Source organism: Streptomyces ziwulingensis, from assembly GCF_039542605.1.
Lineage (GTDB): Bacteria > Actinomycetota > Actinomycetes > Streptomycetales > Streptomycetaceae > Streptomyces > Streptomyces ziwulingensis.
The window spans coordinates 167,439-183,135 of sequence record NZ_BAABIG010000033.1; the positions used below are offsets into that span (position 1 = coordinate 167,439).

Annotated in this window: 11 protein-coding genes; 5 read left to right on the plus strand and 6 right to left on the minus strand. The window is 74.5% G+C overall.

Annotated elements, in window-relative coordinates:
- Window positions 1-24: 24 nt before the first annotated feature.
- Both ABEB00_RS18115 and ABEB00_RS18120 read right to left on the minus strand, forming a co-directional pair.
- Complete coding sequence (locus ABEB00_RS18115; protein ID WP_345620915.1) at window positions 25-1,047, minus strand: LacI family DNA-binding transcriptional regulator; 1,023 nt, start codon at window positions 1,045-1,047, stop codon at window positions 25-27.
- A 53-nt stretch (window positions 1,048-1,100) separates the two neighbouring features.
- Entirely contained in the window at window positions 1,101-2,222 is a 1,122-nt protein-coding gene (locus ABEB00_RS18120) for a LacI family DNA-binding transcriptional regulator (RefSeq protein WP_345620810.1), read from the minus strand.
- 340 nt (window positions 2,223-2,562) lie between these two features.
- On the opposite strand from ABEB00_RS18120, the gene ABEB00_RS18125 reads away from it, so the two are divergent.
- Window positions 2,563-3,525 carry a pectate lyase family protein gene (locus tag ABEB00_RS18125; protein ID WP_345620811.1) on the plus strand — a complete coding sequence of 321 codons (963 nt, stop codon included), beginning with the start codon at window positions 2,563-2,565 and terminating at the stop codon, window positions 3,523-3,525.
- 235 nt (window positions 3,526-3,760) lie between these two features.
- The gene (locus ABEB00_RS18130) at window positions 3,761-7,384 is read left to right on the plus strand and encodes a substrate-binding domain-containing protein (RefSeq protein ID WP_345620812.1); all 3,624 of its coding nucleotides are present in this window, start codon (window positions 3,761-3,763) and stop codon (window positions 7,382-7,384) included.
- A gap of 51 nt (window positions 7,385-7,435) precedes the next feature.
- On the opposite strand, the gene ABEB00_RS18135 is transcribed toward ABEB00_RS18130, so the two are convergent.
- Window positions 7,436-9,484 (minus strand): flavin monoamine oxidase family protein, encoded by a 2,049-nt coding sequence (locus ABEB00_RS18135; RefSeq protein WP_345620814.1) that lies wholly within the window; start codon window positions 9,482-9,484, stop codon window positions 7,436-7,438.
- Window positions 9,485-9,736: 252 nt separating this feature from the next.
- On the opposite strand from ABEB00_RS18135, the gene ABEB00_RS18140 reads away from it, so the two are divergent.
- Window positions 9,737-10,537, plus strand: a complete 801-nt coding sequence (locus tag ABEB00_RS18140) for a GNAT family N-acetyltransferase (RefSeq protein ID WP_345620815.1) — start codon at window positions 9,737-9,739, stop codon at window positions 10,535-10,537.
- Between the two features lie 107 nt (window positions 10,538-10,644).
- Window positions 10,645-11,475 carry an ammonia-dependent NAD(+) synthetase gene (gene nadE, locus ABEB00_RS18145; RefSeq protein ID WP_345620816.1) on the plus strand — a complete coding sequence of 277 codons (831 nt, stop codon included), beginning with the start codon at window positions 10,645-10,647 and terminating at the stop codon, window positions 11,473-11,475.
- 131 nt (window positions 11,476-11,606) lie between these two features.
- On the opposite strand, the gene ABEB00_RS18150 is transcribed toward nadE, so the two are convergent.
- Window positions 11,607-11,834 (minus strand): hypothetical protein, encoded by a 228-nt coding sequence (locus tag ABEB00_RS18150; protein ID WP_345620817.1) that lies wholly within the window; start codon window positions 11,832-11,834, stop codon window positions 11,607-11,609.
- A 209-nt stretch (window positions 11,835-12,043) separates the two neighbouring features.
- On the opposite strand from ABEB00_RS18150, the gene ABEB00_RS18155 reads away from it, so the two are divergent.
- Window positions 12,044-13,009, plus strand: coding sequence for a YihY/virulence factor BrkB family protein (locus ABEB00_RS18155; protein ID WP_345620818.1), 966 nt, complete (start codon window positions 12,044-12,046; stop codon window positions 13,007-13,009).
- Between the two features lie 345 nt (window positions 13,010-13,354).
- Here the strand turns inward: ABEB00_RS18155 and ABEB00_RS18160 are convergent, their stop codons facing one another.
- Together ABEB00_RS18160 and ABEB00_RS18165 are read right to left on the minus strand one after the other, a co-directional pair.
- Window positions 13,355-13,735 (minus strand): hypothetical protein, encoded by a 381-nt coding sequence (locus tag ABEB00_RS18160; RefSeq protein ID WP_345620819.1) that lies wholly within the window; start codon window positions 13,733-13,735, stop codon window positions 13,355-13,357.
- 242 nt (window positions 13,736-13,977) lie between these two features.
- A complete protein-coding gene (locus ABEB00_RS18165) occupies window positions 13,978-15,639 on the minus strand; it encodes an MFS transporter (RefSeq protein WP_345620820.1) in 1,662 nt (553 codons plus the stop codon).
- Between the last annotated feature and the right edge of the window lie 58 nt (window positions 15,640-15,697).

The following is a 15,697-nucleotide window of genomic DNA, read 5'->3' on the forward strand; positions in this document are numbered from 1 at the left end:
CGCGACGGCGGGCCCCCGGTTGCGTCAGCCGCCGTGCGCCGCGCTCCGGCCCACCGTGCTCTCCCGCTCGACCAGGCGGTGCGCCGCCCGGATGCGCCGGGGTTCCAGGGCGCCGCCCGCGAGCCGGGCGAGCACCGACTCCACCGCGAGCCGGCCGATCGCCGTCTTGTCCGGTGACACGGAGGTGAGCGTGACCGCGCCGAAGCGGCCCTCGACCACGTCGTCGAAGCCGACCACCGCGAGGTCCTCGGGCACCCGCAGGCCGCGTTCGTGGAGCGTCCGCATCGCGCCGATGGCCATGACGTCGTTGTAGGCGAACACGGCGTCCGGGCGCCGGCCCGTCTCCAGGATGCGGGCCATGGCGGCGGCGCCGTCCGCGTGGCCCCAGCCGTCGGTGGCGGCCACCAGGCCGTCGTCGGCGGGGAGTCCGGCGGCGACCAGCTCCGCGCGCCAGCCGCGCACCCGCAACTGGGCCGGCTCGCTGCGCCCGCCCCGCGCCCCGATGAACGCCACCTCCCGGCGCCCGAGGTCCACCAGGTGCCGGACCGCCGTGCGCGCGGCGGCCACGTTGTCGATGGCGATGTGGTCGTAGGGCAGGTCGTACTCCCGCTCCCCCAGCAGCACCAGCGGGACGTGCTCGGCGCGGTCGCGCAGGTCCTCGGTCCCCAGTTCCAGGGGGCTGAGGATCAGACCGTCGATGACCCGGGCCCGGAAGCCCCGGCTGACCAGGAGTTCCTGTTCGCGACGGCCGCCGGTGTGGTCGAGGAGCACGATGTGGTCGTGGTCGGCGGCCGCGTCGATGACGGCGGCGGCCAGCTCGGCGAAGTAGGGGTTGCCGAGTTCGGGCAGGGCAAGGGCGATGATGCCGGTGCGGCCGTTGCGCAGGTGCCGGGCGGTCAGGTTGGGCCGGTAGCCGAGCGTGTCGAGGGAGCGCTGGACCCGCTCGCGCATGGCGGGGGTGACGTGCTGGTAGTTGTTGACCACGTTGGAGACGGTCTTGATGGAGACCCCCGCGTGGGCGGCGACGTCCTTGAGGCTGACCCGCACCTCGGCCCCTTTCCGGTCGGCCCGGCCCGGCTGGTCGACGGGGGTCCGGCCCGTCACCGTAAGCCCTCAGGCGGCCCCGGCGCCGCGCTTTCACCTCGTCGGACAGGTCCCTTCGCGCCGCGCCGGCCCTCGGTGCTCTCGCGCAGCATCAGGCGGTGCGAGACCACGAGATCCTGTGGTGAGCGGGCGGCGGCCGGCGAGGCGCCCGCCGGGACCCGCGCCGGGGACCCGCCCGCGGCCTCGTCCATGCGGTGCCGCAGCAGTTCGACGGCGACCCGGGCCACGGCGGCCTTGTCGGGGGCGACGGTGCTCAGCGTCGGCACGCTGAACCGTCCGCCCTCCACGTCGTCGAAGCCGACCACGGCGACGTCCTCGGGCACCCGCAGCCCGTGCTCGTGCAGGGTGCGCAGCGCGCCGAGGGCCAGTTGGTCGTTGAGGCAGAGCAGGGCGTCGGGGAGCGCGCCGGTGCGCAGGGCCCGGTCGACGGCCGCGGCGCCGTCGGGCATCCGGAAGGAGGCCACCGGCAGGAGTGCGGCCGGGTCGAGGGCGAGGCCCGCCTCGGCGAGGGCGGCGCGGTAGCCGCGGGTGCGTGCCTCGGCGGTGCCGAGGCCGCTGTCGTCCCGGCCGCCGACGGCCCAGATCCTGCGGCGCCCGAGGCCCAGGAGGTGTTCGGTGGCTTCCCGCGCGGCCTTCTCGTTGTCGATGGCGACGTGGTCCGCGCCCTCTTCCAGCAGTTCGCCGAGGAGCACCGTGGGCGGCGCCCCGGCGCGGTCCTTCAGATCGTCGGCGGTCAGGGCGAGCGGGCTGAGAATCACCCCGTCCACGAAGGTGGAGCCGAAACCGGCCAGCGCGGCCAGTTCGTGTGCGCGGTCGGCGCCGGTCTGGTGGATCAGCACGGTCAGGGAGCGCCGCTCGGCCTCGCGGATGACGTGCCGGGCGAGTTCGGCGAAGTAGGGGACGTCGAGTTCGGGGACGACCAGGGCGATGATGCCGGTGCGCCCCTTGCGCAGGTGGCGGCCGGCCAGGTTCACCCGGTAGCCCAGGTGCGCGATGGCCTCCTGGACCGTGCGGCGGGTCCGGTCGGAGACGTGGACGTAGTCGTTGATCACATTGGAGACGGTCTTCTCCGACACACCCGCATGCCGTGCGACGTCCTTGATGCTGGGCCGTGCCACCCGTGACCTCCCTGCCCCGGTCCGGCCCCGAGTGTAAGTCCCGGCGGGCGGCCGCCGGCGGCCGGTCCGGCGAGGACCGCACCGGGTCCCGGGGCCGGCCCGCGGGTCCGCGGCGAGGAGGGCTTCCCCGCGCGCCTCGCCGGCTTCGCCGGGTGCCGCGCTGGGGTGCCGCGCGCGGGTGCCGCGCGGAACGGAACGCAATAGTCCACGCACGGCACGTCATAGTCCACAACCGTCCCCCTACTCTCACAGTGAGCCTCGGAAAGAGCCGACCGCGAGGCCCGGGTGGTGCACCCCCGCAGCAGAACACCTCTCCAGAAACCCCACGGACGGAGATCTCATGCGCAGGACGAGCGCACGGTTCACCCTGGCCGGAGTCACGGCGACCGCCGTCGCGCTGGCCGTGACCGGGGCCGCCACGGCCACCGGCTCCACCCCCGCCGAGCCGACGGCGGTGGCCGCCGCCGGCCCCATCGGATTCGGCGCCGCCACCACCGGCGGCGCCGGCGGCGGCACGGTCACCGTCTCCACCGCCTCCGCCTTCACGGCGGCCGTGCAGAGCAGTACCACCCAGACCGTACGGGTCAGCGGCACGATCGCGCTGTCGTCGATGACGAAGGTCGCCGCGAACAAGACCATCGTCGGCGTCGGCACCGCCGGGAGGATCACCGGGAGCGGGCTCAACGTCTCCAAGGTGAACAACGTCATCATCCAGAACCTGACGTTCACCGGCTCCAACGACGACGCGATCAACGTCGAGTACTCCACCAACGTCTGGCTCGACCACAACGACATCTCGGACGCCAACGACGGCGCGGTCGACATCAAGCGCGCCTCGAACAACATCACCGTGTCCTGGAACCGCACCCACGACCAGGACAAGAACATGCTGCTCGGCCACTCCGACAGCAACTCGTCGGAGGACACCGGCAAGTTGAAGGTGACCTACGTCAACAACTGGTTCGACGGCACCAACCAGCGCAACCCGCGGGTCCGCTTCGGCAACCCGGTGCACGTGCTGAACAACTACTTCAGCGACGTCGGCTCCTACGGCGTCGCCTCCACCGAGAACGCGGGCGTCCTCGTCGAGGCGAACTACTTCGAGAACACCGACGACCCCTACCACCTCGGTGAGGGCGACTCGGACGAGGGCTCGCTGGTCGCGCGGAACAACTACTTCGTCGGCTCCGGGTCCGGACAGACCGGCGGCAGCGTCGCGGCCGTCCCGTACAGCTACAGCGCGCAGTCGGCGTCCTCCGTGAAGGCGACGGTGACCGCCGGAGCGGGCGTCGGCAAGATCTGACGCACCGCCGACGACGCGTGTCGCCCGTGCGCGGACCGGGGCCGTCCGGCCGCGCACGGCAGGCAGGACCGGTGGCCCCACGTCACCGGTCCTGCCGCACGTCCGGCCCCGGTTCCCGCCCGGCTTCCGTCCCGGCCCTTGCCGCGGCCAGCCGCCTCGTCTACGTTCTGCCACCTGCCTCGCCGGCGGCCGCGCGGGCGAGGGACGACGGTCCGGGCCGACCGAGGGAGCGCCGATGGCCGTGGAGCCGCACGGCCCCGCCGAGGGCCGGTCCCGACGGCCGCTGACGGTCGGACTGCTCACCGCCAACATCCATCTCGGGGTCGGCGCGACGCTGTGGTCCGGCGTCCGCGCCGCCGCCGAACGCAACGACGTCAACCTCGTCTGCTTCCCCGGCGGCGACCTGCGCGGCGGTGAGACGCACCGCAGCGCGCTCTACGAACTGGTCGGCCCGGCCCGGCTGGACGGTGTCGTCTGCTGGAGTTCGACCATCGGCCTGCCCTCGTCGGGGGCGCGGGCCCGCCGGCTGATGCGGCGGCTGGCGCACATGCCGGTGGTCAGCCTCAACCAGCCGCTGAGCGAACAGGCCGACGTCCTGTCCATCGACTCGCACGCGGGCATGCGCACCCTCGTCGGGCATCTCGTCGCCCGGCACGGCTGCCGGCGGCCGGCCTGTATCCGCGGCCCGGTCGCCAACCCCGTCTCGGAGGAGCGCTACCGGGCCTACACCGACGCGCTGCGCCACCACGGCATCGAGCCGCACAGCGCGCGCGTGTGCACCGCGGTGGACTTCGGCGCGGCGGGCGGCGCCTCGGCGATGCGGGTGCTGCTGGACGCGCGGGGGCTGCGCCCGGGGGTGGACTTCGACGCGGTGCTGGCCTGCAGCGACGTACTGGCCGCGGACGCGCTGCGCCTGCTGGCGGAGCGGGGCGTGAGGGTGCCGGAGGACGTGGCGGTCGTCGGCTTCAACGACTCCCCGGAGGCCCGGCTCGGCGACCCTCCGCTCACCTCCGTCGCCCTGCCCTTCGCGGAACTCGGCGCGCTGGCCGTGGACACGCTGGTGGCCCGGCTGCGGGGCACCCGGCCGCCGGACCGCACCACCATTCCCGCGACGCTCGTGCCCCGCCGCTCCTGCGGCTGCCGCTATCCGACCGCGCAGTACGCCGTCACGGCGCGGGCGGAGTCCGGCGCGGCCGGCGGTCCGCGGGGCTGGGCGGCGCTGGACGCCGTGCTGCCCGCCGCGGGCGAGCGGCTGGCGGAGGCCCTCCACACGGACCTCGTCCCGGTCACCGCCACCACCGCGCCCGCTTCCCCCATGACTCCCGGGGCCGCGTCCCTCGGCGGGGTCCCGCCCGGGGCGTCCGCGGTGGCCGGCCGGGAGGACGGCACCGGCGACTTCCTGCCGCTGGTCGAGGGACTGCTGCGGGCCCGCGCCCGCACGCAGGGCGAGGTCGAGCGGTGGCAGCAGGCCCTGGAGCGGGCCCGTCGCGGTGTCGTCGGCCGGCTGCCGGTGGAACTGCGCGGCGACGCCGAGGCGCTGTTCGGACGGGCCCGGCTGCTCGCGGCGGAGCGGTCGCGCGCGCTGCTGGAGTACGGGCGCTGGACCCAGGCGCAGCAGGCCCGCCGGCTGCGGGAGTTCGGCACCGCGCTGACGACCGTGGTCGACCTCGGCGGCCTCTCGGACGTCCTGGAGCGGCACCTCGCGCAACCGGGCGTCCCCGGCTGCCGGATCGTCCTGCGCGAGCAGGCCGCGCCGGGTGCGCCACCGCCGGTACGCGGCATGGCGCGGCCGCTCCTCACCCGTGCGGAGGGGCGGCGGCTCGGGCACCCGGGGGTGCTCGACAGTGCGCCGTTCTCGGCCGCGCTGCTGCTGCCCGACGCCCTGCTGCCGGGCGACGGGCGGCGTTTCCGGCTGGTGCTGGAGCCGCTGCACATCGGCGGGGAGCAGTTGGGGCTGGCCGTGTTCGACACCACCGCCACCGAGGCCGGGGCCGACCACGACGGCGCCGTCCACCGGGAGCTGGGGGATCAGATCAGCGCCGCGCTGAAGGGCATCGGCCTCTTCGACGAGGTGCGCCGGGCGCGGGACGCGGCCGAGCAGGCCAACCGCTTCCAGAGCACGCTGCTGACCCATGTCATCGCCGAACTGCGGGACCCGGTGGCGGCGATGCTGGCGCGCGGCGGGGGCGACCCGGGTACGGTCCTCGCGCGCACCCGCCAGGACGCCGCGCGGCTGCTGCACCTCACCGAGAACCTCCTCGACCTGGCCCGGTCGGAGGCCGGCGACCTGGTGCTGGCCCGCCGGCTGATCGATCCGCTGCCGGTGCTGCGGCGCGCCTGCGCCGAGGCCGCCGCCCGCCGTCCCCGCGCGCGTCCGGGCTGGTCGGTCGATCTGCCCGCCCGGCTGCCGTCGGTCCAGGCCGACGCCGTGCGGCTGCGGCAGATCCTCGGCAACGTGCTGACGGCTGCGGCGGACCGGGCGGGGGACGCCGCGGTGGAGGTCTCGGCGCGCTGGTCGCCGGCCGGTCTGCGGATCGTCGTCGCCGCCTCGGGCGGGACCCCGGCGGCGGCCGCCCCGGCCGACGATCCGCACCGGTTCGACGTCGGCCTGACCACGGCCCGCCGGCTGGCGATGATGCACGCGGGCTCGCTGCGGGCCGCCGACCGGGCCGGCCGCCGGGAGTACGTCCTGGAACTGCCCCTGCCGTCCCCCGACGGCCACGCCCACCGGGCTCCGCCGGACGCCGGTCCGCTGCTCGTCCTCACCCCGGGTGAACACACCGGGGACCCGCGAAGGCTCGGCGAGGACCTCGGGCAGCCCGGTGCGGACGCGGTCCACCGCGCCCCGGAAGGGGACGGTGACGGTGGCGTCGCCGTCGGCCGGTACCGGTTGCGGCCGTATCCGGCCGACGCCGGGCAGGACGCCGAACCGCTCGACGAGGAACGCCCGCCCGGTGCCGTCGTGTGGGAGGCGCTGCCCGACCGCCCGCGGGAGTGGCGCGCGGTGCAGCGGCTGCACGACCATCCCGCGCTGCGGCACACCCCGTTCGTGCTCTTCGGCGCCCGCGGCACCGATCTGCGGGACGCGCTGCGGGCGCTGCGGCCCGGCGGTCTGGCCGAGCCGGTGGTGGTGGCGGGCCGGACCCAGGGGTCCCGGGAGGCGCTGCGGCGGATCGCCGAGGCCGCGCTGCCCGACCGTCCGGCCCGGGTGGTCGCCGACGCGGCGACCGTCCTCGCGCTGGTCGCGGAGGAGACGCCCCGGCTCGTCGTACTGGAGCCGTCCCTGCCCGACATGCGCGCCCTTGACGTCGTGGAGCGGCTGCTCGACGGGTCGGGCCGGGCACTGTGTGCCACGGTCGTCGCCGGCCACGAGGGGATCACCGCGGCCGACGCGCGGCGGGCCCGTCCCCATCCGGCGCTGCTCCTCCTCGACCTGGAGGTGTTCGACCCGGGCGAGGCGGCGGTCCTCGTCCGGCGGCTGGCGGGCCGGGGCGGCGGCCCGCCCGCCCGGGTCGGCGCCGTCCTGGACGAGGCCGTGGTCTATCTGTACGAGCACTACCGCCGGCCCATCTCGCGCTGGCAGGTGGCGCAGGCCGCCGGGGTCAGCCCCGACCACCTGGGCCGGCTCTTCCAGCAGCGGTACGGCCTGACGGTGTGGGAGTACCTCACCCGGCTGCGGGTGCGGCGGGCGGCGGAGCGCCTGCGGACCAGCGAGGACAGCGTCCAGAGCGTGGCCCGCGCCGTGGGCTTCCGCGACCGGTCCTACTTCAGCCGCGTCTTCCGCCGGGTGACGGGCGTGGCCCCGCACTTCTACCGCGAGGAGTGCGCCGCCGCCGACCCGACCGCCACGGGCCGCTGACCGGCCCTGCCGCCACTCGCCCCGGTGTGCCCCTCCGCCCACCGCACCGGGTCAGCCGGTGTGCACCCGCAGAGCGGTCCGGACGGCGGACTCGAACGCGCCCTCGATCCAGGCATGTTTGACGGAGGTGTGGTCCCCCGCGAAGTGCAGCGGCCCCTCGGAGGTGGGGATGTCGGGGAACAGCTCCGTGTGCTGGCCGGGGAAGAGCACGGACGCCTCACCGTAGGCGTAGGGGTCGCGCATCCACGACTGCGTCCGGCACCGGCCGGTGAAGAAGACCTCGCACCGCCGGCCGAAGACGGCCTGGATGCCGGCGAGCGCCCGCAGGTACCGCTCCTCGTCCTCGAACGCGTCCCACTTGAGGGCGTCGTCGGACCAACTGTAGGAGGCCAGCATGATGCCGCCGGCGCTGCCCTCCATGGGGTGCGCGTGCTCGAAATACATGAACCGGTTGGCGTTGTCGCTCACGCTGCCGCCGCCGCGGACGTGGGCGGCCTCGGGGTCGTCGCCGGTGGCGGGCCGGAACACGGCGAAACAGCTCTTGAGTTCGGCCGGGATGCGCGCCCCGAGGTCCGCGACCGACCGGTGGGCGCCGAGGTGGCGCGCGTCGTGGACCCGGCCGGAGCGGTACTTCTCGTACAGCCCCTCCTCGACGGAGTCCAGCGCCTCCTTCCACTGCTCCTCGGTGTACTCCCACCAGCGGCGGGAGAACTCCACCAGCACCTTGGTCGCGGCGTCGTAGTGCAGTTCGGTGACGGCGCGGCGCTTGCCGTAGGAGAGCGGGGGGTCGAAGGTCACGTGGCGCAGCCCGGAGAAGGGGACGGTGATGACCGCCTCGTCGCCCTCGAAGACCTCGGTGACGCCGCACTTGCCGCTCTGGCAGTCCTCCGAGACGGTGTGCACCCTGACCCGGCCGCCGGAGCGTTCGATGCGCACCGCGCGCCGGTCCAGCCGGACCAGCCGCTTCACGGGCCGGTACAGGGCGTCGGTGAACAGTGCCGTGCCGCCCTTGATCTCCCAGAACCTGGTCTCCGGGGCGATGAGCGCGGCGGACAGGAAGCTGTGCACGAAGGAGAGGTGGAGCCGTGAGGTCAGGTTCTGGACGGTGCCGACCAGGTCGACGGTCCGGGTGTCCAGTCCGGCGAACTCGGTGAGGTAGCGGTACATGGACCAGTCGCCGTACTTCTCCAGGACGGCGGCCCAGCCGTCGACGAGGGCGCTGCCCTCCTTGCCCCGGATCAGCAGGTGCGCGGGTTCGAGGGCGGCGGCGAGGATCGCGGCGGCGGTCTTCGTCCGGTGCGGGTCCTTCACCCCGAACGTCTCGTTGATCGTCTCGGGGTGCTTCTCGTAGTCGGCGCGGCGCATCCGCACGCCGTTGACATGGATCCAGGTGCGGTTGGTCCGCTGTCCGGGGTTCTCCGGATCGACGTCCACCAGGTAGAACTCCTGGCGCGGCAGGTCGTACTTCTTCAGCAGCGCCATGAGCAGCGGGTGGCTCTCGGGCAGGCGCATCGCACCGGCCTCGGCGTACTGCCGGGGATCGGCGAACGGCTGCTCACCGTTCTCCTGGCCGCCCTTGCGGAAGGTCTTGACGCGGCCGCCGACGCGGTTGGCGTTGGCCTCGATCACGACGACCTCGTGGCCGGCCCGGTCGAGGAGGTCCGCGGCGAGCAGCCCGGCCGCTCCGGCGCCGACCACCAGGACCCGCTTGGTGGGCCTGGCCCGGCGCGCCGGCAGGCCGTTCTCGATGATCTTGAGGTAGCCGGGGACCAGCGGCCGGTCGTGTTCGTCGTGGACGACGACGGCGCGGGCGACCGTCCGGTACGCCTGGCGGTCGATGCCGGGCGGCACCCCCGCGGGCGCGGCCGGGGGGACGGCGCCGGGACTCAGGGCGGTGGCCGGCGCGGCGGAGGCGGCGGCCAGACCGGCGGCGAGGGCGGAGGCCCCGGTCGCGGTCACCACCGCGCGTCGCGACGGCGGTGCGGGCCGGGCCGGTTCCGCTGCTTGTGCGACCGGTCGCCCCTCGCCGGAAGGGGAGGCGGCCGGCGGGTGCGGGAGGGGAGCGCTCTGCTGGGGAGGGCTCGCGTTCTGTGTGCTCATCGGGTCTCACTCTTGGCATAAGAGCGGTCCGCGGGAAGCGCGTTCCTACGGACGGGAACCGCAAACCACTCGATCCGGGCGACCGCGGTCACGCGGGTTTACGCAACGGTGACGGGTCCCCGTCATCCCGCGGCGCGCCGGCTCCGGTGGGAGTGGTGGGCGTGTGGGCGTGGTGGGTGCGAACCTCATCCGGGCCGGCTTCGTTCACCCCTGCGACAGTGTTCAACGCACCTCACTGACCGAGGAGTTACGGTGACGGATCTCGCGGACTCGATCGAATCGATGGAACAGCTCGCCGTCGTCTGGCGGGCCATGGTCCTCGACCGGGACCCCGGGGCGGACGTACGCGACCTGCCGGGCCTCGCCGTGCGCTGGGCGGACAGCCGCTTCGCGTTCTGGAACTGCGTCACGCTGACGGACGTGGCGGCCGACGCCGCGCTCGTGCGGGAGCGGCTGCGCGCGGCGGCGGACCTCATGCGGGCCAAGCGCCGGCCGGGGTTCCTCTGGGTCTTCGAGGACCTCCTGACGGACGAGACGCGTGCGGGACTGCCGGAAGCGGCCGAGCGCGCGGGGCTGGGGTTCGCCTTCCCCGGCACCGGCATGGCGGGCGATCTGCTCCCCCTTCCCGACCCGGTCCACCCCGAGCTGACCTTCGTCCGGGTGCGCACCGAGGACGATCTGCGGGCCTACGCGGACCTCAACTCGCGTGCCTACGGCTTCCCTCTGGCGGAGGGCCGGGACGGGCTGGCCGGCTCCGCCCTGTGGAAGGACGGCGTGCACGCCTATCTGGGCCTGCGCGACGGCACGCCGGTGACCTGCGCGGGCACGGTCGAGGCCGAGGGCCGTCTCTTCGTCGCGCTGGTCGCCACGGCCCCCGAGTGGCAGCGCAGGGGCTACGGCGAGGCGGTGACGAGGAAGGCGCTGCACGAGGGCGCCCGGTCCACCGACCTCACCCGGGCCACCCTGCACGCGACGGTCGCCGGTGCGCCCGTCTATCCCCGGATCGGCTTCCGGCCGAACTCGCCGATCGGTTTCTACGCGCTGCGGGACTGAGCCGCCGCCGGGCGCGGTTCGGGCGCGCCCGAACCGTTCCTCACAGGGCGAAAACTCCTGGGTACTGTGACCGGATGAGTACAGCGCACACCGGAACGGGAGCAGACGTGAGCGAGCCGACCTCCTTCGACCAGCGGCAGGACATCGCCCGAGACCTCCAGGTCACCGAGGACTTCGCGGTCGGGCCGGAGATCGAACGCCGGGTGGCCTTCCTGGCCGGCCGGCTGGTCTCCGCCGGTCTGCGCGCCCTGGTGCTCGGCATCAGCGGCGGCGTCGACTCCACCACCGCGGGCCGGCTGTGCCAGCTCGCCGTCGAACGGGCCCGCGCCGCCGGGCACGAGGCCCGGTTCCACGCGATGCGGCTGCCCTACGGGACGCAGGCCGACGAGCACGACGCCCGGCTCGCGCTCGACTTCATCCGGCCCGACCAGGTGCTGACCGTGGACATCAAACCGGCGAGCGACGCCTCGCTGGAGGCGTCGCTGGCCGCGGGGGTGGTCTTCCGCGACGCCCGTCAGCAGGACTTCGTCCTCGGGAACATCAAGGCGAGGCAGCGCATGATCGCCCAGTACACGGTGGCCGGCGCGCACGGCGGCCTGGTCGTCGGCACCGATCAGGCCGCCGAGGCGCTCACCGGGTTCTTCACCAAGTTCGGGGACGGCGCCGCCGACCTCGTACCGCTCACCGGCCTGACCAAGCGCCGGGTACGCGCCGTCGCCGAGGCGCTGGGGGCGCCCGCCGCGCTGGTCGGCAAGGTGCCGACCGCCGACCTGGAGACGCTCGACCCGGGCAAGGCGGACGAGACCGCCCTCGGTGTCACCTACGAGGAGATCGACGACTTCCTGGAGGGCAGGCCGGTCACCGAGGAGACCTTCGGCCTGCTCGTCGCCCGCTACCGCCTCACCGACCACAAGCGCCGGCTGCCCATTGCGCCCTGACGGGGGACCCGCACCGGTGTACCGTCCGACTCCGACCGGGGCCGGGCGGCTGCGGGCGGGTCACGGACGGCGGCCGCGCGGGACGGTACGGACGGGGCAGGGGCGGTACGGGCGGTCGGTACGGGCGGTCCTCAACCGCTGACGCGCCCGGCCCGGGTCGCCGGGCGGGAGGCCTCCCAGAGGCACCAGGTCGACCAGAGCAGCAGGACGAGGAAGACCGCGAGCAGACCGAGCAGCAGCACCGTCTGCCGTGTCGACCCGTCGCCCTGGACCATGCTCAGCAACAGACAGAGCGCCCAGGCGGCCACACCGGCCGCGTACACGGCCCTGAGCCGTCGCAACTGCATCACAGAACCCATCGTCACCCTCTCGCACCGTCCGGACACGCCTTGCCCTGCCGATACCCCCGTCGAGCGGCTTCAGCACCCGGGACCGGGGGCGATTTCCGGACGCGTCGATCGTGGCCGGCCGTCCGGGATGCCGCCATCGAACGGGGGCAGTCGGGACGGCGACAGAAGCCGTGCGACAGTCCTCGTACAGGAACTGCCGCGAGGAGGGGATCGACGCCGTGGGCACCGTCGTACACGTTCCGCAGACCAGGGACATGCTGGGGGACGAACTGTCGGGGGACGAGGCGTTCACCGCGCTGCGTCACTACGGTGGCCTGCGGCTGCTGGCCGACTCCTTCGCCCGGTTCCGGTACGCGGACGGCTTCACCAACGCGCGGGCCCTCGCCTACCAGGTGGTGCTCGGTCTGGTGCCGTTCACCGTGGCGCTGGTCGGCCTGGCCACCAGCGTGCACACCGAGAGCGTGGGACGCGTCATCGAACTGACCCTGGGCAGCATCGTGCCCGGTGCGAGCGACCAGGTGGTGGCGGACGCCTTCGAGGGGACCCGGACCAGCGCCCACGACGACGTCTGGAGCACTCTGGCCCTCTGGCTCGGCCTGGGCTTCGCGCTGCTCAACCTCGCCTCCGCCATGGGCCAGATCGAACGCGGCGCCAACCGCATCTACGGCATCGAACGCGATCGCCCGCTCCCCCGCAAGTACCCCCGGGCGCTCGCCCTGGCGGTCGCCGCGGGCATGCCCATGGTGCTCGGCTTCGTGATCCTGGTGGCCGGCGAGGCGGTGGGGGACGCGGTGGTGAAGTCGACCGGGCTCGCGGACGGCGTCCCCGGCTGGTGGAGCGCGCTGGAGATACCGGCCGGTCTGGCCCTGGCCTGGATCGCCTCGGCGGTGATCTTCCGCTGGGCGCCGCGCCGGGTCCAGCCCGGTTACACCTGGCTGGCCTTCGGTTCCGGGCTGCATCTGCTGCTCTGGGTGGTGGCGACCTGGGCGCTCGCCCTGTACGTCGAGGGAAGCGGGGCGTTCGGTTCCCTGTACGGGCCGCTGACCGCGTTCGTCGCGCTGCTGCTGTGGGCCAACCTCACCGCCGTGGCCCTGTTCTTCGGTATCGCCTTCGCCGCCCAGCTCGAAGCGGCCCGCGCCGGCCTCGTCGCGCCGGTCCGGCCGGATCCGGGCTCGGGCGACTGACCCGCCCGCCGCGCCGTCGCCCGCACCCCGCCGGCGACAGAGACCCACCCGTCCCTGAGCACGCGCAGCACGGTCCGTACCGCGGGGACCTCGCGTACCTCGGGGTCCAGGGTGGCGGGAACGCCGAACGCCCGCCCGTCGCCGGGGTGCGGCAGGGCGGCGGCCGCGGTCACCCCCTGCTCGTACCGCTCGATCACCCGCGGCTCGACGCAGGACGCGCGGCGGACCGCCGGGTGCCCCAGGCAGCCGGCCTCCTCCCGCGTCGCCCGGGTGGAGGTGCCCGTTCGGCTCGGCGCAGCTCCGGACGTCGCGTCAGGCCGGTGGAGCGACCAGGTCCTTGATCCGCTATGCGGCGAGCGCCTGTGCCACCGCGCGCGGGGGCTGCGCCGGGAGGTGTACGGGCGCGGCCTGGGTGCGGGTGGGTGTGGCCGGGGTCCGGGCGAGCCGCACACGGTAGGTGGTCTTGCCCGGGTCCACGAGGGGTTCGCCGAGGGTGAGCCGGCCCGCCGCGTACAGCTTGTCGCACACCGCGGTGGGCAGGGCGACGTAACAGCCCGGCCGGTTGGTGCCCGGATCGCAGGGCCGCCAGTAGCCGTACCGGCGGCGTCCGCTGGCCTGCACGGTGACGAAGACCGGGGTGCGGACGTCGGAGACGACGCGCAGCACCTCGGCGTCGGCGGCGTCGAACGGGGCGGGGGCGGGGCGGGTGGCGAAGCGCGAGTACATGATCAGGCCCCCGGGTCCGCGGCGGGCGGCGCGGCGAGGTGGTTCACGGCCGGAAGGCGTGACGGCGACGGTTCACCCAGAGGGCCGCGTATGTCCCACGGAACGGCGGTCGGGGCTCGGTGGGTGACGGATGACATCAGTGGTCGCCTTTCCGGGGACAGGTACGCGAGATCACGCAGCCAATCGAACCAGATGTTGATCTTCCTCACCTGCCTTTTGCTCGAAAAAGTGCCGGCGACACCTCATGATCGGGGCGGGGTTCCGGCAGGGGCCGCGTCCGGTTCCGGTACGACCGGTCCGGCGGAGGCGTCGAAGGCGTGGGTCACCTCCACGACCGTCCCCTCCGCGAGGAGCTGCCGGGCCTGTTCCTCGCGTTCCCGGTCGGTGGCCGTGGTCCGGCTGTGGTGCTGGGCGAGGTGCTCGGACCAGGAGGCGACCAGGTAGGTCTCGACGAACCGGTCCGGATCGCCGCCGTCCTGGTAGAGGCCCCAGGAGAGGGCTCCGCCGCGCCGGCGCGAACGGGCGACGGGACGCATCCGGCGGGTGAAGGCCGTGCGGTTGCCGGGCGCGACCCGGTAGACGACGGAGACCTGCACGGGGCCGTCGACGGGACCGGGCTCGAAGACCAGCGGCGGTTCGGGCCAGTGGTCGGACGGGGAGGGGTCGATGCCGTCCGTGGCGTGCAGCGGCAGCCGGCGTACGCTCGCCGCGCCGGCCAGCAGCAGGACGGCGCCGATGAGCAGCGTCCGGGTCAGCCCGAGCCGGTCGGCCAGCAGCCCCCACAGCGGTGCCGTCAGTGCCTGTCCGCCCTGGAAGACCAGCAGGTAGAAGGCGAGACCCCGGGCCCGGACCCAGCCGGGCAGCCGGGCCTGGACGGCGGCGTTGAGGGTGGAGAGCACGGCGATCCAGGCCAGGCCGGCGGGGAGCAGCGCCACGGTGGCGATCCAGGGGACGTGGACCGTGGCGAGCACCGCCAGGACGGCGGCGAAGACGGTACTGCCGGCGGCGATCACCCCGTTGGCGCCCCAGCCGCGGCGCAGCGCGGGCAGGACGAAGGCCCCGCCGACGGCGCCGGCCCCGACCATGCCGAGCAGCAGCCCGTAGCCGCTCGATCCGAGGCCCAGCGAGCGGCTCGCGACCAGGGGCAGCAGCGACCACAGGGCGGCCCCGCCGGGGATGAAGAGCACGGTCCGCAGCAGGACGCGGCGGACGCCGGGCGCGTTGAGCACATAGCGGCGGCCGGCGTACACCGCGGCCAGGAGCCCTTCGCCCCGGAGCGCCGGCTCGCGCGTCGCGGGCCGCCGCCACCGCAGGAGGACGGCGGCGATCCCGAGGTAGGAGGCGGCGTTGAAGGCGAAGACCCAGCCCGATCCCGCCGCCGCGACGACCGCGCCGCCCAGCGCGGGGCCGACCGCGCGGGCCAGGTTCATGTTCACCGCGCCCAGCGCCGCGGCCTGTCCGAGCTGGCGGCGTTCCACCAGCTCGGGCTGGATCGCCTGCCAGGCCGGTCCCATCAGGGCGGTGCCGCAGCCCAGCAGGAAGGTCAGCGAGAGCAGTACCACCGGCGTGAGGGCGTCGGCGAACGCGAGCACGGCCAGCGCGGCGGAGGCGGCGAGCATCGCGAACTGGGCGGCGAGCAGCACCGTGCGGCGGTCGTAGCGGTCGGCCAGCACTCCGGAGGGCAGGGCGAGCAGGACGACGGGCAGGCTGGAGGCGGTCTGCACCAGCGTCACCAGCGTGGCGTCGTGGCCGATCAGGAGCCACTGGGCGCCGACCGTCTGCATCCAGCTACCGACGTTGGAGACGAGCTGGGCGATCCACAGGGCGCGGAAGACCCGCGCGGCGAGCGGCGCCCAGGCGGACTCCTCCGCCCCGGGGCCTTGGGAGATCGAGGCAGTACTCATGGGGGTCCATACCGGTGTGGGATGCGTACGACGTGGGTGGGCGCGCCGTCCCGTGGCG

What these genes read in the sequence shown, in the direction of transcription:
- ABEB00_RS18165 (WP_345620820.1), bottom strand. Translation starts at nt 15,639, where the DNA reads ATGAGTACTGCCTCGATCTCCCAAGGCCCCGGGGCGGAGGAGTCCGCC.
- ABEB00_RS18130 (WP_345620812.1), top strand. Translation starts at nt 3,761, where the DNA reads ATGGCCGTGGAGCCGCACGGCCCCGCCGAGGGCCGGTCCCGACGGCCG.
- ABEB00_RS18125 (WP_345620811.1), top strand. Translation starts at nt 2,563, where the DNA reads ATGCGCAGGACGAGCGCACGGTTCACCCTGGCCGGAGTCACGGCGACC.
- ABEB00_RS18160 (WP_345620819.1), bottom strand. Translation starts at nt 13,735, where the DNA reads ATGTACTCGCGCTTCGCCACCCGCCCCGCCCCCGCCCCGTTCGACGCC.
- ABEB00_RS18150 (WP_345620817.1), bottom strand. Translation starts at nt 11,834, where the DNA reads ATGGGTTCTGTGATGCAGTTGCGACGGCTCAGGGCCGTGTACGCGGCC.
- ABEB00_RS18135 (WP_345620814.1), bottom strand. Translation starts at nt 9,484, where the DNA reads ATGAGCACACAGAACGCGAGCCCTCCCCAGCAGAGCGCTCCCCTCCCG.